This is a genomic window from Kitasatospora cathayae (assembly GCF_027627435.1).
Classification (GTDB): Bacteria; Actinomycetota; Actinomycetes; order Streptomycetales; family Streptomycetaceae; genus Kitasatospora; species Kitasatospora cathayae.
This window is the reverse complement of record NZ_CP115451.1, coordinates 1-20,505: the sequence shown is the minus strand read 5'-3', so window position 1 is coordinate 20,505 and position 20,505 is coordinate 1. Positions and strand designations below refer to the sequence as shown.

The 20,505-nt window shown below is 70.7% G+C and carries 24 protein-coding genes; 11 read left to right on the top strand and 13 right to left on the bottom strand.

The window, feature by feature from the left end; genetic code table 11:
• Nucleotides 1-27: 27 nt before the first annotated feature.
• From O1G21_RS39875 to O1G21_RS39865, 3 genes are all read left to right on the top strand, one after another.
• A complete protein-coding gene (locus O1G21_RS39875) occupies nucleotides 28-675 on the top strand; it encodes a hypothetical protein (protein ID WP_270151580.1) in 648 nt (215 codons plus the stop codon).
• 434 nt (nucleotides 676-1,109) lie between these two features.
• On the top strand, nucleotides 1,110-1,907 hold the full coding sequence (locus tag O1G21_RS39870) for a DUF6042 family protein (protein WP_270151578.1): 798 nt from the start codon (nucleotides 1,110-1,112) through the stop codon (nucleotides 1,905-1,907).
• 428 nt (nucleotides 1,908-2,335) lie between these two features.
• Entirely contained in the window at nucleotides 2,336-2,548 is a 213-nt protein-coding gene (locus O1G21_RS39865; protein WP_270151576.1) for a hypothetical protein, read from the top strand.
• A gap of 85 nt (nucleotides 2,549-2,633) precedes the next feature.
• On the opposite strand, the gene O1G21_RS39860 is transcribed toward O1G21_RS39865, so the two are convergent.
• From O1G21_RS39860 to O1G21_RS39845, 4 genes are all read right to left on the bottom strand, one after another.
• Entirely contained in the window at nucleotides 2,634-3,248 is a 615-nt protein-coding gene (locus O1G21_RS39860) for a hypothetical protein (RefSeq protein ID WP_270151575.1), read from the bottom strand.
• 43 nt (nucleotides 3,249-3,291) lie between these two features.
• Complete coding sequence (locus O1G21_RS39855; RefSeq protein ID WP_270151573.1) at nucleotides 3,292-3,591, bottom strand: hypothetical protein; 300 nt, start codon at nucleotides 3,589-3,591, stop codon at nucleotides 3,292-3,294.
• Nucleotides 3,592-3,643: 52 nt separating this feature from the next.
• A complete protein-coding gene (locus tag O1G21_RS39850) occupies nucleotides 3,644-3,985 on the bottom strand; it encodes a hypothetical protein (protein WP_270151572.1) in 342 nt (113 codons plus the stop codon).
• Between the two features lie 76 nt (nucleotides 3,986-4,061).
• Nucleotides 4,062-4,349, bottom strand: coding sequence for a hypothetical protein (locus O1G21_RS39845; RefSeq protein WP_270151570.1), 288 nt, complete (start codon nucleotides 4,347-4,349; stop codon nucleotides 4,062-4,064).
• 787 nt (nucleotides 4,350-5,136) lie between these two features.
• On the opposite strand from O1G21_RS39845, the gene O1G21_RS39840 reads away from it, so the two are divergent.
• Complete coding sequence (locus O1G21_RS39840) at nucleotides 5,137-6,315, top strand: hypothetical protein (RefSeq protein WP_270151568.1); 1,179 nt, start codon at nucleotides 5,137-5,139, stop codon at nucleotides 6,313-6,315.
• A 264-nt stretch (nucleotides 6,316-6,579) separates the two neighbouring features.
• Entirely contained in the window at nucleotides 6,580-6,894 is a 315-nt protein-coding gene (locus tag O1G21_RS39835; protein WP_270151566.1) for a hypothetical protein, read from the top strand.
• On the opposite strand, the gene O1G21_RS39830 is transcribed toward O1G21_RS39835, so the two are convergent.
• Entirely contained in the window at nucleotides 6,881-7,243 is a 363-nt protein-coding gene (locus O1G21_RS39830; RefSeq protein WP_270151563.1) for a hypothetical protein, read from the bottom strand. The two genes, O1G21_RS39835 and O1G21_RS39830, sit on opposite strands and share 14 nt — an antisense overlap.
• 993 nt (nucleotides 7,244-8,236) lie before the next feature.
• Between O1G21_RS39830 and O1G21_RS39825 the strand changes: the two genes are divergently transcribed.
• Nucleotides 8,237-9,493, top strand: a complete 1,257-nt coding sequence (locus O1G21_RS39825) for a replication-relaxation family protein (RefSeq protein ID WP_270151561.1) — start codon at nucleotides 8,237-8,239, stop codon at nucleotides 9,491-9,493.
• Nucleotides 9,494-10,128: 635 nt separating this feature from the next.
• Here the strand turns inward: O1G21_RS39825 and O1G21_RS39820 are convergent.
• Both O1G21_RS39820 and O1G21_RS39815 read right to left on the bottom strand, forming a co-directional pair.
• Nucleotides 10,129-10,605 (bottom strand): RICIN domain-containing protein, encoded by a 477-nt coding sequence (locus tag O1G21_RS39820; protein ID WP_270151559.1) that lies wholly within the window; start codon nucleotides 10,603-10,605, stop codon nucleotides 10,129-10,131.
• 586 nt (nucleotides 10,606-11,191) lie between these two features.
• Complete coding sequence (locus O1G21_RS39815; protein ID WP_270151557.1) at nucleotides 11,192-11,713, bottom strand: RICIN domain-containing protein; 522 nt, start codon at nucleotides 11,711-11,713, stop codon at nucleotides 11,192-11,194.
• 941 nt (nucleotides 11,714-12,654) lie between these two features.
• Between O1G21_RS39815 and O1G21_RS39810 the strand changes: the two genes are divergently transcribed.
• The 3 genes from O1G21_RS39810 to O1G21_RS39800 all read left to right on the top strand — a co-directional run bounded on the left by O1G21_RS39810 (nucleotide 12,655) and on the right by O1G21_RS39800 (nucleotide 14,725).
• Nucleotides 12,655-13,551, top strand: coding sequence for a carbon-nitrogen hydrolase family protein (locus O1G21_RS39810; RefSeq protein ID WP_270151556.1), 897 nt, complete (start codon nucleotides 12,655-12,657; stop codon nucleotides 13,549-13,551).
• A gap of 275 nt (nucleotides 13,552-13,826) precedes the next feature.
• Entirely contained in the window at nucleotides 13,827-14,114 is a 288-nt protein-coding gene (locus O1G21_RS39805) for an SHOCT domain-containing protein (RefSeq protein WP_270151555.1), read from the top strand.
• Nucleotides 14,115-14,134: 20 nt separating this feature from the next.
• The gene (locus tag O1G21_RS39800) at nucleotides 14,135-14,725 is read left to right on the top strand and encodes a sulfocyanin-like copper-binding protein (RefSeq protein ID WP_270151747.1); all 591 of its coding nucleotides are present in this window, start codon (nucleotides 14,135-14,137) and stop codon (nucleotides 14,723-14,725) included.
• A 90-nt stretch (nucleotides 14,726-14,815) separates the two neighbouring features.
• Here O1G21_RS39800 and O1G21_RS39795 read toward each other — a convergent pair whose 3' ends face one another.
• The 5 genes from O1G21_RS39795 to O1G21_RS39775 form a co-directional block, all read right to left on the bottom strand.
• Entirely contained in the window at nucleotides 14,816-15,130 is a 315-nt protein-coding gene (locus O1G21_RS39795) for a hypothetical protein (RefSeq protein WP_270151553.1), read from the bottom strand.
• Between the two features lie 482 nt (nucleotides 15,131-15,612).
• Nucleotides 15,613-16,113 carry a GNAT family N-acetyltransferase gene (locus O1G21_RS39790; protein WP_270151551.1) on the bottom strand — a complete coding sequence of 167 codons (501 nt, stop codon included), beginning with the start codon at nucleotides 16,111-16,113 and terminating at the stop codon, nucleotides 15,613-15,615.
• Nucleotides 16,110-16,529: an arsenate reductase ArsC gene (locus tag O1G21_RS39785; protein ID WP_270151550.1), complete on the bottom strand. Its 420-nt coding sequence runs from the start codon at nucleotides 16,527-16,529 to the stop codon at nucleotides 16,110-16,112. The genes O1G21_RS39790 and O1G21_RS39785 overlap by 4 nt, the downstream gene beginning before the upstream one ends.
• A 38-nt stretch (nucleotides 16,530-16,567) precedes the next feature.
• On the bottom strand, nucleotides 16,568-17,317 hold the full coding sequence (locus tag O1G21_RS39780; RefSeq protein WP_270151549.1) for an aquaporin: 750 nt from the start codon (nucleotides 17,315-17,317) through the stop codon (nucleotides 16,568-16,570).
• Nucleotides 17,314-17,700: an ArsR/SmtB family transcription factor gene (locus tag O1G21_RS39775; RefSeq protein ID WP_270151547.1), complete on the bottom strand. Its 387-nt coding sequence runs from the start codon at nucleotides 17,698-17,700 to the stop codon at nucleotides 17,314-17,316. Before O1G21_RS39775 ends, O1G21_RS39780 begins: the two co-directional genes overlap by 4 nt.
• Before the next feature lie 81 nt (nucleotides 17,701-17,781).
• Here O1G21_RS39775 and O1G21_RS39770 point away from each other — a divergent pair, with 81 nt between their 5' ends.
• Nucleotides 17,782-18,291 (top strand): ArsI/CadI family heavy metal resistance metalloenzyme, encoded by a 510-nt coding sequence (locus O1G21_RS39770; RefSeq protein WP_270151545.1) that lies wholly within the window; start codon nucleotides 17,782-17,784, stop codon nucleotides 18,289-18,291.
• 23 nt (nucleotides 18,292-18,314) lie between these two features.
• Here the strand turns inward: O1G21_RS39770 and O1G21_RS39765 are convergent, their stop codons facing one another.
• A complete protein-coding gene (locus tag O1G21_RS39765) occupies nucleotides 18,315-19,172 on the bottom strand; it encodes a replication-relaxation family protein (protein WP_270151543.1) in 858 nt (285 codons plus the stop codon).
• A gap of 712 nt (nucleotides 19,173-19,884) precedes the next feature.
• On the opposite strand from O1G21_RS39765, the gene O1G21_RS39760 reads away from it, so the two are divergent.
• On the top strand, nucleotides 19,885-20,505 hold a 621-nt coding region (locus O1G21_RS39760; RefSeq protein WP_270151542.1), incomplete at its 3' end, for a replication-relaxation family protein.

Here is a 20,505-nt window from a genome sequence, read left to right as displayed (position 1 = left end):
TCGTCAAATGACAACTACAGTTACCCCATGGATGAACCGGAAGCCGAGCCCGCCACGACCGAGCAAGCAGAGCTGATCCGCGCGGTCGAGCAACTGGCCCAGGACTGGATCCGAACGCGGACCCCGGCGGCGACCGGTGATTCCGGCGCCAGCGAGCTTCACCTCCTAGCCGTGCTCAAGCAGATCGACGAGGCCTGCCAGGCCGCCGCCGCCCGAGCCGCCGTCACGGCGCTCAAACAGGGCGCGGACTTCGAAGACCTCGGCGAGGCCTGGGGATTCAGCTGGCAGGCCGCCTCCAAACGCTGGGGCCACCTCGCCCGCGGCGAGCAGGTCGCGGTGGTCATCTCCCGGCGCAACCGCGTCCACCGCGACGGCCACGGGGAAGTCGGCGGCGAGGAACAGTACGACGCGGACCGCGGAGCCTGGCCCGTCGGCGAGGAAGTCCGCCGCAAAGCCCGCTACGCCGTGATCGCCGTCGACGGCATCGTCCAGCGCGTCTACGAGATCACCGACGGCTGGGAACCCGACCAGAGCTCGCCGAAGTGGCACTTCAGGGGCAAGCTCCTCGACAACCCCGAAGTCGCCGCCGCACACGACGCCGGCGACCTTCCCCTCACACCCGGCGACTCCTGCCCGACCCAGCGCGGCCGGGCCTACCGGCCGCACTGGTTCTGACCAAACCAGGACCCAGGCCCACACCGGGGCCCCTCTCTGGCATGCCCGCAGCCGAAAAATCGCAGGTCGCAGCCCTGTTCACCACCGACGCGCGGGTCTAGCATTCCCGGCACGGCAACCCCACCGTCCCCAAGACGGGGCTGCCGAGCAGAACGGCCGCGCCCACGCGCAGCCGAAGCCTCCCCCGGCCGGGACCCCGGGCACCCCCCCCTTGCCCCCGCGGTCCCGGCCGGCTGCGCACCGCCGCTGAGCCTCGATTCGAACGGCCAGGGCGCAGGCCGAGCGGGACAACAACGACGGCGGGCCGACATCGACTGCCTGGTCCAGGTCGCGGAGCCCACCAACCTGGACGGCCCGCTTCACAGTGGTTCGGCAGTGGACCAGCGGCGGCGTAGCCTACGGGCAAGCAGCGCACCAACGATCTTGGGGGAGTCATGGCCGATACGGCTTCGCTGATGGACTGGTCGGACGAGATGCGTGAGGAGCACTTCCGCCGTACCGCGCGGGGAGGCTGGTCGAGGATCCGCCCCATGGTGACGATGATGCTGCTCATCGGCACCGTCATGGAGGGTGCGCCGTTCGCCCGCGAAGAGCTGGGACCGTTTGCCGCGACGAAGGCCAACCCGGCCGGCGCCCTCACCCACTCCTGCTGGGACACCGGCGACGACCTGGACGAGGACGAGCAGGCTGCCCTTCCCGGCGAGATCGCCGACGCCACCCGCTACGCCGCGCACTACGGCCTGCCGCCGCTGGAGACCATCGACGACGTCATCACCCTGCTCGTCGCGGCGAAGGTGCTCCACGAGATCCCGGACAGCTCCGGCCAGCTTCGCCTGCACCCGGCCCACCCCCTGCCGTTCCCAAGCGACGTACTGCCACTGACCGCCGAGGAGGAGCAGGTGCAGCGCGAGCTGCGGATGAGCCTCATCTACTCCGACGACTCGTTCGAGATCATCGGCCTGTTCGAACCAGAAGGGCGGCGCCTCGAAGAAGTCACCACCAGCCTGCAGCGCCTGGCCCGCGTCATCGACGGCGATCCCCACGACGCCCGCCAGGCAGTCCTGCTGCTACTCGGCCAGGGCGACTTCACCGCCACCGAGGACGTCACCGCGATTGCTACGCACAAGGTCTTCCGGCTGCAGTGCGACTGGGAGAAGTTCGACCGCAGCCGCATCGCCATCCACGGCGTCAACGACGAAGGCCAGATCGCCGTGACTCTTCCGGAGGACTGACATCCGCCTTGTGTGGCTGCCATCAGGCTGAGCCCGCAGACGGGCCGTCACCAGGGAGCCGACTGCGTTCACCGAGCAGCGACGCGAACGGTACACCCCAGATCGCCAACCTCGGCCAGCTCGCCACCTCGGCCTGACGCCTTCGCCCACCGCAGGGGTCCGCCAACCTGGCGTGCCCCTGCGCGGTACCAAAGCGGGTAACGCACTTGTCCTGTGGCGGGTGCAGAACTTTGGTCCCCCGCCCACCAGCAGGACTGGCCACCTGCTCCAGTCGACCAGTGTGGTAGCACTGGTTTAACCGCTCTGTTCTAAAGACCTGAAACAGCGGCCGGCTTCGGGTTTGGCACTGGTGGTCAGGGCCAGACCGCTACCACCGGTGCTAGCGGTCTGACCTACCCGACCCCATTTGGGCTGCGAGACTGGTGATCATGACTGACCGCCGCAGGCTCTCCCTGCGCTTCTCCGAGTCCGCCACCGACGCGCCCCTGCCCGCCCAGTCCGGCGGGCGCCGGCTGCTGCCGGTCGAGCAGGGTGCCGACTTCCGCCAGCCGCCCGGCGAGACCGTGGCCGTTCCCGCCCCGGCTCGCCGCCGCCTCTCGCCCGGCGGGCTGATCTTCTCCGACCCGGACCGGCAGATCTGAGCGGGCCTGGCCGTCCCGCCGCAGACCTGTGATCTGCGGCGGTTTCATAGATCGGCCCTCTGAGGGCCCGAAAGTAGGGCCCCGGTCACCTGCGTGGCGCCCGGGCGCTGAACCGGGCGAGATAGGCGTCCAGCGCGCGGTTGCCGGCCGCGCGTTCCTGCGGCGTCGTGGCGCGGCGGGCGCAGCCTTCGCTGACTGTGATGGTCACCGGGTGGCGGTGCTGCGGGCCGGGGATCTCGTAGTGGTTCCAGTGCCAGCCCTGCCGTACGAACGCTTCGACCTGGCCGGGTACGTAGCCGTTTTGCTCGAGCAGCGCGTTGATCACGTCCAGGCTCATCGCCTCACCCGGGTACCGGAACGTCCCGGCCGCGCAGGCCGGGCAGCCGGCCCCGGCGCAGACCTCGATCCGCACCTCCCACCGGGGCACCGGTCGGCGCGGGGTGCCGCGTTGATGGACGTAGGTGACGCCGTCCAGCGCGAGCCGCCGGTGGTCGACCAGGTCGGCCGCCGCGAGGGTGCGCACCGCCCGTCGTACCGACGCCAGCTGCGCCCCGCTGGCTTGGGGGACGTGGAAGACGGCGGCCGCGATCTCGCGCACCGGCTCCCAGACGGGCAGCCCGGTCAGCGGGCTGCGCCCGAGAGGCTCGGTTGCCAGGTGGGCCAGCACGGCCTGCTGCACCCGCCCGAGACCGCGCGACATGCCTTCAGTGTCCGGCGTTGTGTCGGGTCTGAGCAACGAACGCTTAAGCGGGCGGGCGGCGTCGGCCGAGCTCGGGTTCAGCCGGCTGGTTCTCGGCGGGGCGTGGGGCGGCGCTGGCCAGTGCGGCGTGCAGGTGGGCGAGGACCGCGCCGGCCGCGTCGCGGGTGGTCTGGTCGGGGTCTTCGAGGCGGTCGGCGATCAGCTCGGCGGCGGCCGCGATGACCGGGATCGGGAGCAGGGCCTGGTCAAGCTGGAGGAGCTGGGCGGCGGCGCGCTGGCCGGCGGTGGGCGTGGGGGAGGTGGGGATCAGGGAGGTGAGGCCGCGGGGGAGCTGACTGGTCATCGGACTATTCTCCCGGCTCCGGCGCGGCCCCCAGATCATGTCCCGGGCCGGTTCAGGCACCGCTTGGTGGCGGCGCCGGGTGCTGCCGGTCGGTGGTGAAGTCCCAGTCGGGGCGGCCGGTGGACTGCCGGACGAAGTCCCGCAGCTCCACCAGGGTGCGGGCCGCCACGATGCCCTCGGTGCGCCGCCACATCGTGACCTCGTCGGCGGTGAGGTCGGTCAGCACGTGCATCGCCAGCTCGATCTTCAGATAGCGCAGGAACGCCTCGTCTGCTGCGCCCTCGAACATGAACGCGCGGTCGGTGGCCCGGCCCAACCGCCGGAGGGACCGCTCGTGCCGGTACCGCTTCCACCACCCCGCGTCCTCACCGGGGCCCGCTTCTCCTGCAGACAACGGACGAGTTGGTCGACGGCGTACTTGCGGACCAGGTCGTCCGGCGCCGCCGTCGGCGCCTCCTTCTCCGTCTGGCTCACGGCCGGACCTCGGAGGCAGCCGGCTGCGCCGCGGCGGCGAGGGCGAGGGCCTGGTCGATCGCCTCGCACAGCACCGCCAGGTCGCCGGCGATGTCGTTGAGGACGACCCGCGGAGCAGACGCGGCGGTGAAGCTGACCGCCAGCAGCGCGACCCGTTCCCCGTCGGTCAACTCGGGCCGGTGTTCGCTCTGGACGCTGCCCAGCAGCACGTAGGCGTCCAGGGTGTAGCGCAGCTCCTCCGCCAGCTCGCCGTCGCCGCCGGGAATGATCTCGTGGCGCAGCACCTGCTCGACGGCGTCGGCGTACCGCTCCAGGACCTGCCGGTTTTCGGCGTGCGGCTGCCGGGCGGCGAGGGAGCGGATCCAGTCGGTGGCGCCTGGCCGGTGACCGAGGCCTGGGCGAGGGCGTCCCGCTCGGCTGCGCTCAGCGCGTCCGCCAGGTCGGGCACCTGGCGAAACGTGCCGGGGTTCGCGTCGAGTGGAGATGGCAGCGGCAGCCAGGGCCGCGCGGAGGGCGGAGTCGTCGTCATACCGGTGAAACCGCCGCCGGGCCCGGCCGGTCACGGGCAGCAGCAGGTGCAGCAAGGCGGCCCTTGCTGCACCCGGGCGTGCTGCTGCTCTCCGTGTAGCAAGGCGACCCTACACGCTGCTGCTGCGACTGCGACGGCGCCCGCGCAGCCAACGCGCTGCGACTGCGACCGGCCGCGCAACCGCTGGCTGCCTCGGACTGTGACGCTGCGACCCGCGGTGCAGCCGGCTGCGCAAGGCCGGTGAGTTTGACGCGCAGAGGATGCGACGGAAACTCCCCACCGCAGGTAGGAGGCGGTGCGACCGGGGTCGCAGGCACGGCCGCCGCCGCAGGCCTCGGACACGGCTTGTCGGTTCTGCCGCCGACGCCGCCGGCGATGCTGGCTGCGCAGCGACGACCGGGCCCGCTGCGCATGCGCAAGGGCGGTTGCGCAGCGCTGCGCAGCCGGTGCTGCGCCGCTGCGACGGGCCGCTGCTGCCCGCCGGGGCGCGGCGTTTCACCCCGGGGGAAAACCCCAGCTCAGTGCGGGGATAGCATCCCGGCATGAGTTTCTCCCCGGGGCAAAAGGCGATGGCCGAGCCGATGCTGTTCGGCGCGCCGACCTGCACGGTGTGCGGCAAGGAGATGGAGCCGAGCGGGACGGGCCGCCCGCGGAAGTACTGCTCGAAGGCGTGCTCGTCGAAAGCGGACCGCGCCCGGGAGAAGGAGAAGCAGGAACTGGCGCGCACCGCGGCCGCCGAAAACCCCCGGGGCGAAACTCCGTCGCCCGCCGACCTGCCCGCTGACGGCGAGGGCGCCGAGCTGCTGGAGCTCGGCGAGGCGCTGCGCCGGCACGACGAGCGCTTTCTCCTCCAACTGGAGCGCGCGGAGCGCGACGGCGACGGCGCCCTTGCCTGCCAGGCCCTGGCCGATCTCTTGCGCGCCGTCGACGGCCTGGCCGTGCGCCACCGCGAGCTCGCCGAGCGGATGCTCGACGCCCACCCCACTCAGGCCGCCAGCCCCGACCAGGCCGCCCCGGAGCCCCTCGTTTCGCCCCGGGGCGAAACAGCGGCCTTGTTCGGCGGCTCCCCGGTCACGGCCGGGCCGGTGTCGGTGGCCGCGCCCGTAACGGCTCCGGCGACCGGCGGCCCCGCCCTCGAGGACCGGCCCGCGCCCGTTGCTCCCCGCGGCGAAACTCCCCCGCCGACGGACCCTGCCTTGGACCGGCCGCAGGCCGTTCCGGTGCCGGTTCCTCCCCGGGGGGAAACAGCGCCCTCTGCGCGGCCCGCCGTCACGGCGCCCGTTGCTCCCCGGGGCGAAACCCCGTCCGGAGGCGAGCGGCTGCGCGACCTGGTCGACCAGCGCCTCGCCCAGCAGCAGACCGCGCCCCGGCCCGCGGCCGCGTCCGCACCGCAGCAACCGCCTGTCGAGGTCCCCGTCCCGGCCGACCCGATGCACCGCCGCCTGCCCCCGAGTGACGTGCGCATCGCTCTCGATGCGGGACGGTTCGGCGACTGGTGGGCGCTGGCCGGCTGGACGGTCAACCCCGACGTCTACCTCGTGACGGGCGAGGGCCATCAGGTCGGCTGGGTCGAGCGCGGCCTTGCCGGCATCGGAGACCGGTGGGTGGCGGTGTACGAGGGCTACTTCATCGGCGACATCAACACCCAGGAAGCGATGCTCCACGACACCCCCGAGCAGGCCGCCTTCACCGTCCACACCGCCTACCTGCAGAACCTCTGACGGTCCGGCGGCCGTGTTCCCGGTCACGGACAAACCGGGAGGACAAGGGGCCTGACCGGGGCGAACCGGGCGGGACAACGTGCTGGTCAAGGGGCGGGACAAGGGGTGCGGTCAGACCGCGGACAAGGGGATGGCGTGCAGTGTCGGCCGCACCCGGGCGCTCTTCCGGGCGGCCGGGGCCGGTCACCGCATCTTCCGGGCGGCCGGGGCCGGTCACCGCGCCGCTTTCGGCCTCCCGCTGACATCCCGGCCGGGGCGAAGCTCGTGGCGCTGCGCCCCGAGCGCGACGGCCAGTCGACCGTGTTCTCCGAGCACGCTCTGGACGTCGCCGCCACCGCCAGCCTTCTCGCCCACGCGGTCAAACACAATCCGTTGACCCAGGCGGACCATTGCGGCCGGGAGGAGTACTACGTGACCGGCGGCGGACGGCCGTTCGCGCTGGTGATGCACAGTCCGTCCGCAGCTCGGCGCCCGGCGGCGCCGCAGCGGCGACGCGGGCCGGTTGCGGCGCTCAACCGTAGCGCCCCTCCACAGGAACTGAAGGGGCCCACGGCGGAGAGGTATTTTACGGCTTCTTGAGAATGATCTCATCCTCGGTGTCATCGCCCCACATTGCTACGGCGTGGCCGCGACCAAAGTTGATATTCGCGTGCTTGTCCGCGTCGCCGCGCAGGTAGGAATTGTGATGCGTATTCCAGAGTCGGATGTGGTCCTCGTACTTCGGGTAGCCCACGATTCTGCCATCTGCGCCAAGGACGAGCTTTGTGTTGCCGTCCTTTCGGAAGTGCAGTTCACCGTTGTCTTCTTCGAGCTCCCAGGTACCTACCTGCAAGGTCTTCTCAGGCATCTGTGTCTCTTTCTTCTCGCCAGGGGTGATCGCGCTGTTCCACGGATCATGGTGGCCCTCGCGGGGAACACCTTTGCCCACTCGGCAACGGTCCGTGGTGCTCCGTGCACTACCAGTTAGTCAGCCGTTCGAATCGAACGCATCTGGGATTAGCCCAATCCGGGGCCATCGCTGGCCCCAAAAGCCGCCACATGAAGGCTTTACAGGCGCCGAATCTCCAACGCCTGCCCATCCTCTTTCTGGCGTAACCCGGCTGCCCTCCCAGTACGCCGCGGACCTCCACCATCGCCAGCGCCGGTGTGAACGGCCAGACCGACGATCCGGCGGGAGACCGGGCACGGGCGGACGCGTTTGCCCGGCACCTGGCCGAGGTGGGGAAGGCCGACTACCTCGAGGCCGGTGAGACTGCCGAGGCCACCCGGCCCCGATCCGCTTGACCCGGCGCGCTGCTGCGTCCACCTTGGCCGCTGCGGCTGGCACGCCCTGGGTGGCGCCGGTCCTGACCTCGCCTCACCCCGGCGGGCGCAGGCCGCTGGGTGAGATTCGCTCCGGGGTGGTGGTGAGTTCGCATTGCCCGCGGGGATGACTTCGGTCACGGACATACCGGGAGGACAAGGGCTCTGACCGGGGCATTTCGGGCGGGACAACACGCTGGTCAAGGGGTCGGACAAGGGGTGCGGTCAGACCGCGGACAAGGGGGTGCTGTGCAGGGTCGGCCACGTCCGGGCAGCCCGCCCGGGTGCCGGGCCAGCCACCGCGCCTGTTTCGGCTTCCTACTGACGGAAGGCCACCCCGATGACCACCATCGCGCTCGCAGCGCCCGACCCCGACGGCGGCGACCAGACCGCCGATCACCACCTGCCGGACCGGCCGGTCGAGGCCTCGCCGGGCCGGGACAAGGGGCCGGGCCGCACCTCCGCCGGCACCTCCACGGCCCCGACACCGGACGGCCGCGTTTCGGCAGGCCAGCGGCCCCGGTCAAGGGGTCATGCCCGTGGCGACAACCCTTCTTCCCCCACTGCTGAGGTGCGGTGGAAGCGGGGTTCGACACAGCCGGTCAGGAGAGGGGTCTTGGTGTCGCTTGCCCTGTTTCAACGAGCCACCGCCCGCGAGCTTTGGCATCTGGTCCTGCCGGGCCAGCGGATCGACAAGGCGACCCGCGACGCGATCGGTGACCTGGAGGACGCGGGGAGGGTGCGCCAGGAGCTGCGATTGCCGGATGGGCGGAAGCTGTGGTGCCTGACCGCGGCAGGCCGTCGCGAGGCCGCCGCGCTGCTTCCAGCCGGGACGAAGCTGTCCGCGCTGCGCCCCGAGCGCGACGGCCGGGCCGCGGCGTTCTCCGAGCACGCCCTGGACGTCGCCGCCACCGCCGGCCTCCTCGCCCGCGCCGGATTCGGTCACCTGGAGGCGTTCACCACGGAGGTCGAGCACGCGATCCCGCACCGCCGCTCGCTGTTCGCCGACCTGGTGCTGCGCGACCCCGGCGCCGACGTGCCGGTGCTCCTGGTGGAGGTCGACCGCGAGAACGAGGGCGTCGGCACGCTCGTGGAAAAGCTGGCCACCTACCGCGCCTGGTGCGAGCTGCCCGCCAAGGGCACCGCGAAGGCCGCGTTCGAAACGAGCATGCGCCGCCCCGGCGCCCGCACCCACGCCCTGCGGCTATGGCCCACCGTCTACCCGCCGACCGGCCGGGAGGGACTGCCGCCCGTCGCCCTGGTCTTCGAGGCCAGCCGCAAGCGCACCCGCCCCGGCACCAAGCCGCTCACCCCCGAGCAGAAGAAGGAGAAGACGAAGGCCGACCACCTGCGGCTGCTGCGCCGCATCCAGGCGGTGGAGACCGCCTCCGAGACGTCCTGGTACGCGCCGCCATACCGCGGCGACAACATCACTGCCCGCGACCACCACCGCGCCCTGCCCATCGTCGCGACCACCCTGCCGCTGCTGCGCCGCTTCGGCGCTGGCGCCCCCTGGCACCGGTTCGGCCGGGACGGCTGGCACACCCTCGCCGCCGGGCTCGACAATCCGGACGGCGACGAGCTGCTGCATGCGGAACGGGCCGCCGCCGACCAGGTCCACCAGGAACGGGAGCAGGAACGGCAGAAGGCGGAGCGCGAGCGCCACCGTCCGGCCTGCACCCGCTGCAAGGCGCCGTTCTCGGACGAGCGGTGGGAGATGCGCGAGCGGGCCGCCTGGGACGACGACGGGCTGTGCGAGCGTTGCCGCCAGGCCGCCGCCGACCAGCAGGCCCGAGAGGAGGCCGAGCGCGAGCGAGCCGCCACCGAAGCCTCGGCCGAGGCGAAGCGGCGCGGCTCCTGGTGGCGCCGCTCCTGATCCCGCCTCACCCGGCGCACCCCTGCTGACCTGCCGCGCCGGGGAGTTTCGGCACTCCCGCTGCTTGCACTGGGGAGTTTCGCCCCGGGGCCGGTGCGCCCCGGGGCGTTGGTGAGTTCCGGGCACCGGCCGGTGAGAACGGCCGGGTCTGGGCCGTCCGGGTGGTGGCCAGGTTCGGCGGGATGGTGGGGCGGGCAGAGCCTGCGGCATGACGACACCCTCGACCAGGCGCCCGCGCCGCCGGCGCCGTTTGGCCGCGCCCGCAGTCTCTGCATCCGCTGTTCCGGTTCGTGCCGCCAGGCCGCCTGGCGGTGACCGGGGCCGCCGCGCTCGGTGTCGGCCTCGACACGGTAGTCGGGGTTCTTGGGCGTGCCGGGAACGTCGGGGTTCTGCTCGACCTTGTAGCCGTTCTTCGCGAGGATGTCGGCCGACTCGTTCTCCCGGGTGAACGCGCGCCTGGGATCACCGTCGGCTCGCTCTCGATGTAGAGGCCGGCGCTGGCCAACCGCCGCCAGGGCCTGGCGCAGCGCACCGCGATGTCGGCGTACAGCCGACGGGGAAACTTCTGCCGGGGCGCTCAACGCACGATTACTGGCCACCCAAGGCTGTCCAAGTCCATCGGTGTGACTGTCAAGTCACTTCCAGTACTTCGAATCAATGTCTGCATTGCACGGGAGGGTTTGGACCGAAAAATCGTAATAAACGGCGAGACACCTTCCCGTGGCGACGTTCTTGAGCACCCAGCCTCCGCTCCATTTCTCCTCAGACCACCTCTGGTAGAGGTTGTTCTTCGAGGGAGAATCACACGGGCCAACGTAGACACTTCCATAGGTGTTGCTGTCAAGACATTGGCCTGTCCATTTCCCATCACCGTCGAGCAAATACTCTATCCAGTTGGTGTCGCCCAGTTGAACGTCATGCCAGTGCGTATGCAAATTTCCACATGGCTCCATGCCTACATAGTTGTTCGGGACGCCCTGAAGGCATCCGGCGGAACCTTTGTTTTCCCAGCTGACGTTGCCGTCGGCCGATGCTGGACTGGCTGTCGCCAATCCGATAGCTGGGATGGCTACAGCGGCAGCGATGAGGCGAAGCACGCTGAACTTCTTCATGAACAATCACTATCCTTCAGGATTCGTTTAACCGGATGGGGGCATCGTTGATGTTGATTTGAGGTTCGGGCCGCCGTGTCAGCAGACCTTTGCTGTCAAAGTCGGGCGGCGAGTTTTCCGCCCTGGCGACTTCGGGGCGAGATCATTCCTTTGTGCCACTGCTTTGCGCGGCATCCGCACGTCCTCGACGCGGAAATTCCTGGCGATCTCGACGGTGTGACGGTTTTGTTCGCCAAATCGTTGGCGCACTCGTCACGCAGCTCGTACACGGTGGTGAACGGGGGATTCGGCACTTCCGCTCCGGCCAGGGGCCCCGCACAGGCCGTCCGGCAGGCGGTCGCACAGCGACCGGAGCGACCGAGGCGCGGGACATCGGGGCATGGGCCGTCCGGTCAGTCCGCAGGCCCCCGCACTAGTTAGGCGGGCCTTTCGTCGTTTCAGGCCTCTTACGACAGCTCGAGGAACGGGTTCTCCGGCCGAGGCTTCCGGGGCTCGGCGTGCGAGTTCCGGTCATGAACCGGGCTGCGGGCGACGCACCGTCAATTCGCCCACCGGAAAATGCAAATCTTCTTGTCTCGAAGAATATCTAATTGGCGTAGACAATGTACCAGTTAGCACTCAGTGAGGTGTTATGCGGCAGCCATTGCTGAGCGCGGGCACCGTTCTTGTGGCTACCGTTTTCGATTTCAAGTTCCATTAGGCTGTTATCGTTAATGAAGTGGGCGCCCAAGGTGGCACCCAGATCTGCTTGGCTCCACTGCTGCGTCCTGAGTCCGGGTATGCAATCCCACAGCTGAGCGGGCGCGCCGTTATCCCCTCGGGAATCTGCAATCTCAAGGCACTTATGGGCGTTTACGTTGTACAGGTATGCACCGCCGCCTTCTTCTTCATAATGGGTCCAAACGGCGCCCGCCTGGCCATTGCAGTCCCACTGCTGCACCCGAGTACCGTTTGCTGTTCCGCTGTTCTCCGCTTCCAGGCATTTGCGACTTTCCACGTTGACGAGATTGACCCCCCGCCCCCAGTCATCGCCGTTGTCGGCGTGCGCCTGGGCTGGCATCAGGATACTGGCGGCGACTGTCGACAGTGCCACTGCTGCAGTCTTCATCGCTATTTTCTTCATCTTGGCCCTTCGGATCACATGAGGAATTTTGAGTCACTCAAAGCTTGCGTACTGATTATGCGGGCGCATGAGGCAACAGGAGAAGTGCACATTGTCATCAACGTGGTGTGACAGATGTCCCAAAAATGGACGAACCCATTCCGGTTATGCCAGAAGGGGGCTCGCGGCCTGTTGTGCGCTCAGCGCTGCGAGGAGCCCTGGACCCAGACGATCACTACCGCGTTCAAGCGACTGCAAGCCCTGCCGAACGCCGGCTGACCAGCAACGACGTCCTGTTCCGACGAGTCATCCCCTGGCCAAAGCAGTGGAACCCAGCGCCCATTCAACGCGACAGCCGAGCCACGGGCCTGCCCGCCCCCAGCCCGAACACCCTGAAACGGCCCGCCGGACGAACCGACGGACCGTCATGAAAGCTCGAGGTTAGGCCGGCGCCGCCGCGCCCTGAGCCTGTACACCGGGCCGTTCGCCGGCGATTGGCCCACCTGGGCGCCGGACCGGTCCTGGCCACCGCTGAAGCTACCCACCAGTTCCGAGGATCCGGCGACCGGCCGGTGGCCTCTGCCCTGCGCCACCGAACCTTGGCCGAATCCCCAGGTCGCGGGCGTGCTCAGTACGATCGGTGCCTGTCGTCGGCAGTGCTGAGGGTATGGTGGCTCGGGCACCGGGCCACCGCACTGACAGGGCCGCTGAACTGCGGCGATCAAACTTCGCTGTCACCAACTGGCGTTGGTCAAAGTTCAGTGGCAATCCGTCAAGGTCCGCTGTCACGGGACACGGGCGGTGAGTTTCGCGCCGGGGCGCTGGTGAGTTTCTTCCCGGCCCCGCTAACCGGACGCGGTTCAATGTGCTGTGGCCAGAGACACGTGTGGGTGATGTTCCCGGCGCTGGCCGGGTGAGGGACCGGCGCGCGCCGGTACGGTCGCCGGATGGCCAAGGCGTTGCGGTTGGCGGTGGCGCAGAGCACGGTGCCTGAGGACCCGGGGGACCAGGCGGCGATTCGGGTGGCGGGTGAGGAGGTCCGGGCGCTGATGCGGGAGGCCGCCGGAGCGGGGGCGCGGCTGGTGCAGTTTCCGGAGGGAGCTCTCGTCTACCCGGACAAGCGGGTGGTGGCGACCGGCCCCGACGGGACCGGGGTGCCGGCGGACTGGAGCGGCGCCGCGTGGGACGTCCTGCGCGAGGAGGCCGAGCGGATCGCGGCCTTGGCGGGCGAGCTGGGCCTGTGGACGGTCTTCGGATCGCTTCATCCGCTCACACCGCCGAGGCGTCCGCACAACAGCCTCTACGTCGTCTCCGATCACGGGGACCTGGTCGCCAGGTACGACAAGCGGTTCCTGTCGAACACCGAGCTGTCCTACCTCTACACCCCCGGCCGGCCCGAACCGACGGTGTTCGACGTGGACGGCGTCCGCTTCGGCCTGGCCATCTGCATCGAAGCGAACTTCCCCACCCTGTTCGCCGAATACGAACGCCGGGACGTCGACTGCGTCCTGCTGTCCGTCATGGTCGACGACCCCGCCCGCGCCACCGTCGCCCAGGCCTACGGCACCCTCTACAACTACTGGCTCGGCTACGCCGTCCCCGCCCAGTACGCCGCCACCGCCCCCTCCGGCATCGTCGCCCCCGGCGGACGCTGGCTCACCCGCGCCCCCGCCGACAACCGCCCCGCCCTCGCACTCGCCGACCTCGACCTCGACCCGACCGACCCGGACATCGACATCGCGCTGCGCTACGCCCGGCCCTGGAGGCGGCTCGCCCGCGCCGGCCTCTACACCGACCAGCGAGCCGGCGATGACCCCAGGAGCCAGAGCCGTACCGCGTTCTGACACCCCCGGGACTGGGTGGGAAACGCCCGGAAGATGCGGAGTCTCCGCGGCCGTGCGCCCGCCCGTGGCTCTGTCCATGAGAACGGCAGCACTTGTTCACCGGTTCGGGAGGCATCCGGCAGGGGAGGCAAATCGAACTGTTCACGGGTTTCCGACAGCACCGACCTCGCCCGCTTCTGCCCGTCGCTGGACGGGGCAAGGGGCCGTATGGCCCCTCTGCGCGCTGACGGCAGCACGTCGACACTGGAGTCGGGAGGTGTGCTCACCGGCCGAGGATGGTGATCGACATGATGTGGTACGGCGGTTGGGGCTGGGGCGGCTGGCTCGTCATGGGCGTGTTCATGGTGCTGTTCTGGGCGTTGCTGATCGCCGGGGTCATCGCGCTCGTCCACTACCTCACCAGCTCCCGCCACGGCCGTCAGCCCGGCCCGCCCCCACCTCCGGGAGAGCCGGGCTGGGGCAGCCGGCGGGCCGAGGATGTGCTGGCCGAGCGGTTCGCCCACGGGGAGATCGACGAGGACGAGTACAAACGCCGGCTCGCACTGCTGCGGGAGCACCGGTGAGCGCGGACCGTCGGCGCCGGATGCGGGTGGCCTTGGCCGGGGCGGTGGCCGCGCTCGTGCTCGGCATCGCCACGACAGTGCTGCTCGCCGCCACCGGCGCCTTCCGCAGTACAGAACCGGCGACGTGGCGGGCGCCGGGTGCGCGGTGTGGTGCGCCGGCCCTGCCGGGCCTGGTGGTCGATGTGACCGCGGTCGACATGGGGCCGGGCATGATGGGCGGCCCCGACGGACGCACCCCGATGAGCGGCGGCCCCGGTTGGCAGGGCATGCGCATGATGCGTCTGGTGGCCCACCCGGGCACGGTCGCGGCCGGGACGGTGTCGCTGCGGGTGCTCAACAGGGGAGCCCTCACACACGAGGTCGTCGTGCTGCCCTTGCAGGCGGGCCAGAGCGCAGGAGAGCGCCCTGCCGGTCCCGATGGGCGTGTCGATGAGGCCGGCAGCCTGGGCGAGGTCTCGCGCAGTTGCGGCGCTGGTGCCGGGGACGGCATCACCTCCGGCGCGACGGGATGGACCACGGTGACGCTGCAGCCTGGCCGCTACGAGTTGGTCTGCAACTTCCCCGGCCACTACACGGCTGGGATGTACGCCGAGCTGGACGTCACGTCGTAGCCACAGGCCCAAGATCTATCTCACCGAGCCCGACTTCATCGTCGGGCTCCTCGTCGTCACATGGCCGCCGTCGGGCCGCGCGCGTTCGTGCTACGCGGCCGAGGTGTCCGGCTCGTCGTCGATGTGCATGAGCCGGCTGCGGGCGATGACCCGGTCCTCGCCGGACAGCTTGGCCCAGTACTCGTCGGCCCACACCGCATGGGAGGCCTGCCGCTCGGCTTCCTCCAGACGGGCGGACTCGGCCAGCTGCTCCTCACTCAGCCCCTGCCGGGCGGCCTCCAGATCGCCGCCCCACAACGGCAGCGTGGCCAGGAACGTGCGGCGCTCGGCCTGCACGGCCATCAACGCCCGCTGCGCCTGCTTCAGCTCGTCGGTGTACTCGAAGGTCTTCTGCTCTTTGCCCACGGCAGGGAATCGTACGTGCGACCGGATCCGCACCCGGCCGCGCCCCGCCGGTACCTTGATGCCCGCCCCGGACAATGCGCCGGTACCTTGGCGGATTGGTCACGGCAAGATAACGCAGCAGGTCAAAGCATTGGTGAGAGCGGTCCGGGCCCCTTGATGCCCGTCCCGGGCGCCGGGACGGGCATCAAGCGCCTCGGTGGTGCCCCGCACTCCGGCTGGCAGTGGCGCGGTGGCCCAGTAGCGGGCGTAGGCGTTCAGTTTGGCGGCCGGCCGGGGGCCGCCCATGGTGCCGCGGTCGACTTCGACGAACGCCAGGTTGGTGACCCGGGCGTCTTCCGGAGCAGGCCGTCGGGGCGTACCGTGCCCGCGCGGCCTTCGCCCAGACCGAGGTCACAGCTGCGGGCCCGGTGCCGCTCCTGGCGCTGGCCGGCGCCTCCTGACCAGTGGCGTCGGCCTTCTCCGAGGATCGGTAGCCGTGCTGGTCAGGTGACGGTGGGGCTGCGGCGCTCCAGCAGGATGACGTCGCGCCAGTGTCCGTGGTGGCGGCCGAGGCGTTCGCGGGTGCCGACGGTGCGGAAGCCGGCCTTGGCGTGGAGGGCGAGGCTGGCGGTGTTCTCCGGGAAGATGCCGGACTGCACGGTCCAGATCCCGGCGGCGTCAGTGGAAGCCAGCAGCGCCTCCAGGAGCGCCAGGCCGACGCCCTGGCTGCGGGCGTCGGGGTGGACGTAGACGGAGTGCTCGACCACCCCCGCGTACGCGCACCGGTCGGAGACCGGCACGACGGCGGCCCAGCCGAGCACCCGATCGCCGTCGAGGGCGACCAGGCGGTGCTCGGCGAGGCGGGAGGCGTCGAAGGCCTCCCAGGTCGGTGCGGCTTCCTCGAAGGTGGCGTCGCCGCCGTCGATCCCGGCTTGGTAGATCGCCAGCACCTGGTCGGCGTGTTCGGGGAGCATCGCGGTGACGGTCACCGACGTGGTGGTCATGCGGCGGCCTCGATGCCGAGTTCGGCGAGCAGGCCGCGGATGCGCTGCTCGATCTGGTCGCGGATCGGGCGGACGGCCTCGACGCCCTGGCCAGCCGGGTCCTCCAGCTTCCAGTCCAGGTACCGCTTTCCGGGGAAGTAGGGGCAGGCGTCGCCGCAGCCCATGGTGATCACCACGTCGGAGGCCTGCACCGCCTCGACGGTCAGCACCTTGGGCACCTCGGCGGAGATGTCGATGCCGACCTCGGCCAGGGCCTCGACCACGGCCGGGTTCACGGTGTCGGCGGGGGCGGAGCCGGCGGAGCGGACCTCGACCCGCTCGCCGCCGAGGCGGGTGAGGAAGGCGGCGGCCATCTGGGAGCGGCCGGCGTTGTGCACGCAGACGAACAGCACGGACGGGACGGCGGGAGAGCTCACGGGGTTCTTCCTTCGGGGCAGGAGCGAGGGGCGGGGGTTCAGCGGCCGGCGGCGGCCGGGTGGTGCTCGCCGTGCGGCACCACGACGTCCTCGGCGGCAGCCGCGGCGGGGCGGCCGAACAGCACGGCAACCAGGGCGACGCCGACCACCAGGCCGACGAGCTGGGCGGCGACGAACGGCAACACCGAGGCGGGCGCGATGCCGGCGAAGGTGTCGGTGAACGCCCGGCCGATCGTCACGGCGGGGTTGGCGAAGCTGGTGCTGGAGGTGAACCAGTAGGCGGCGCCGATGTAGGAGGCGACCGCGACCGGGGCGAAGTGCGCGCGGCCGGCGCGGGCCAGACCGAAGATCAGCAGGACCAGGCCGGCGGTGGCGACGACCTCGCCCAGCCACAGGTGCGGGGCCCAGCGGGCGTGGGTGGACCAGCGGACCAGCGGTTCGGCGAACATCGCGTCCGCCAGCACCGCGCCGCTGATCGCACCGAGGATCTGCGCGGGCAGGTAGACGGCGACCTCGCGCCCGGTCGGGCCCTCGCCGTCGCGGCGGCCGGTCCACCAGGCGGCCAAGGTGACCACGGGGTTGAAGTGGGCGCCGGAGACGGGGCCGAGCAGCGCGATCAGCACTCCGAGGCCGAAGACGGTGGCCAGGGAGTTGGCGAGCAGCTGCACGCCGACGTCCTGGGACAGCTTGGTGGCCTGGATGCCGGAGCCGACCACGACGGCGACCAGGGCGCCGGTGCCGACGAACTCGACCGCCGCGCGGCGTCCGAGCGGAGCTATCTCGGTCATCTCGCGCCTCCTGCCGGGACGATGGCGGCCGGGGCCTGGAGCAGAGCCGAGAGCTTGGCCAGCGCTGCGGGCAGTACCCAGTAGTAGACCCAGGTGCCGCGGCGCTCGGATCCGACGAGTCCGGCCTCGCGCAGCACCTTGAGGTGGTGGGAGATGGTCGGCTGGGAGACGTCGAAGGGGCCGGTCAGGTCGCAGACGCAGGCCTCGCCGCCCTCGTGCGAGGCGATCAGGGACAGCAGCCGCAGCCGGACCGGGTCCGACAGGGCCTTGAACATCTTCGCCAGGTCGGCGGCGGCTTCCTCGCCCAGGGGCTCGCGGACCATCGGCGAGCAGCATGCCACCGCGTCCTCCTGGCCGAGCACCGGCAATTCCAGATTCGACATACGTCTATGTTGACAGTCATCTATTCGGAGAGACAAGCTCGCTGTATCGACAGACGTCGATCTCGGATCGGGGAGACCGCCATGTCCCGTGTTCAGCTCGCCCTGCGCGTCGCCGACCTCGAAGGCTCCGTCGCCTTCTACTCCAAGCTGTTCGGCACCGAGCCGGCCAAGCGCCGGCCCGGCTACGCGAACTTCGCCATCGCCGAGCCCCCGCTCAAGCTCGTCCTCATCGAAGGCGAGGACGGCGAGGACACCCGCCTGGATCACCTCGGCGTCGAGGTCGAGTCCACCGAGCAGGTCACCGCCGCCACCGCGCGCCTCAAGGACGCCGGCCTGGCCACCTTCGAGGAGAACGACACCTCCTGCTGCTACGCCCTCCAGGACAAGGTCTGGGTCCACGGCCCCGGCAAGGAGCCCTGGGAGGTCTACGTCGTCAAGGCCGACGCCGACACCCTCGCCAAGAGCGCCGACAGCGCGCCGGACGCCTGCTGCGGCACCACCGCCTGCTGCACCCCCGACGAGCAGGCCACCGACCCGGCCCAGAGCCCGGCCGAAGCGAAGGCCGCCGCCGGCTGCGCGTGCGGCAGCTGACGCCGCTCCAAGACGGCCACCGCCTACAGTTCCGTCCACCCGCACGCCCGCCCGCCCCGGCCGTTGATCGGGTGCCAGATGGGTGCGGACGGGCCGCGCTGGATGAGGTCCTCGATGCGGGCGGCGCCGGCCGGGACGGCGGCCAGCATCTCGGCGACGGCCGGGTTCTCCTCGGCGGCCAGGCGCAGATCCGCCACCGCTCCGCGCACCCCGGCGGCCGCCGTGCCGACCAGGACCACCAGCAGCCGCGGGAACGCTCGCCAGCGCCGCTCCCACGCCCGGCCCCGCCCGTCCGAGCCCGCCTGCTCCCACACCCGGGCGCACGCCGCCAGCTGTGCCGCGGTCTCCTCGGCGCCGACACCGGGGCGGTGGCGCTCGACGAACGCCCGCAGGCGGCGGCGCTCCTCGCCGGTGCCGGCGGTGTAGGCGAGCTCGGCGGTGGGCCGGTACACACCGCCGCCTTCGCCAGTGGGCAGCGCCCGGGCGGGCAGGAGGTCGAGCGGGCCGCAGGCCTCGCCGCGGGTGCGGGCGTCGGTGACGAAGGCGGCGTGGATCCGGCCGACGTCGAGCAGGTGCTCGCGCCCGTGCCTCACGGCGAGCTGCTCGCCGTCCAGCGTCTGGGCGTCCGTGCGGCGGGCCTCGGGGAAGGTGGCCGCCACCGCTGCGCCCTGGGTGGTGAGGTGCCAGGCCTTCGCCCGGCCGGCCTGCGGCAGGGTCACGAAGTCGGCCAGGCCGTCGGCGTACAGGCGGGTCAGCCGCTTCTGGGTCTGCTTGATCCCGGCGGTGCCGCCGTGCAGCTGGTGGAGCTGCTCGGCGGTCGCCAGCGTGAAGCGGTGAAGCGTGACCAGGACGTCGTGGTCGGTCTCCAGATCCCCGTGCACGAAGGTGCTCCCTCATTCCGAAGCGCGGGCTTATCCCGTGCTCGGAGAATGGAACCCCACGAAACTCACCGGATTTCTCACCATCAAGGTTGGTGCTTCATAACGATCTGATAACTCCCGCCATCAAGGTATCCCGTGTTCTTGCCGGTCCGAAATGCGGTCCGTAATCCAGTCCGCCAACCGGTCCCGACCTCGGGGCCCTTGGCGGCTCGATCGGCACGTCTCTGACCTGCTGGGATGGCCATCAAGGTGCCCTGGTGAGTTTCCTTGGTGGCCCATCAAGGAAACTCACCAATACCTTGGTGGCCCTGGTGAGTTTGCTGGACCGCTTCCGTTCCCCCTGCCGTTTCCCCCTCCGCTGCCCCTACCGGCCCTCCCGCGCCGGATGCGGGAGAACGGGCAGGTCAGTGCCAGAATCCGGGCTGCCGCCGCATTCTGACAACCCTCTTCTCCCGTCTTTCTGCTTTTGGTTTTGGTTTGTGGTTGTGGCGTTGTCGGTTGGTCGGTTCGGGTTGTTGCACCTGCGGTGGGCTTTTCCTTTTCTCGCGTCCGGCTGGTGCCGGCCGCTCGCTGGTCGGTGGGTGGCGGCGGGGCCGGATCAGGGGCGGTTGGAGAGGGTGCGGCGCGCGGGCCCGGAACAGGCTTGGCGGCTGTCAGGAACGCCGGATATCCCTCAGAGGCAGCAGCCGACCACGACCACCGGGAGACGTCCGTGAGCACCCGTCAGAGCCCCGCCCAGCCCGACGACAAGGGCGACGCCGTCGAACCGCCGCAGCCGTCCCGGCCGGGACGGACCGCGTACCGGCGCGGCGCCGCCAACCCGAACAGCTCGACCAACGCCCTGCGCTCCGACGTCCTCGGCGCGCTCGGCGTCCTCAAGGTCGCCACCGCCGACCAGCTCCAGCGACTGCTGCGCCCCGGGGCGACGTCGAACACCGTGATCCGGCAGGCGTTGCGCGATCTCGCCCTGCACGGCCTGGTCGCCTCCGACGGCAACACCAGGGCGCGGCACAAGACCTGGCGGCTGGAGGGCACGGCCGGACTGGAGGCGGCCGGGCAGGTGCTCGGCCTGCCTCGCTCCGACATGGGCTCAACGGCCCGGGGCGCCGGGCGATCCGGTGCCCAGCACGCGATGGCGGTCAACGAGACGATCGCCGCGTTCGTCCTGGGCGGCACGGCCCCGGACGCCCCGGGTGGGGTGGGCACCGTGACCGACTGGGCGACCGAGGTGGAGTTCCTACTGCCGGGCGGGAAGCGCAAGGTGCGCCCGGACGCGGTGCTCCAGGCCCCGGAGAACGGGGTGCCGGTGCTGATGGTCGAGGTCGACCGCTCC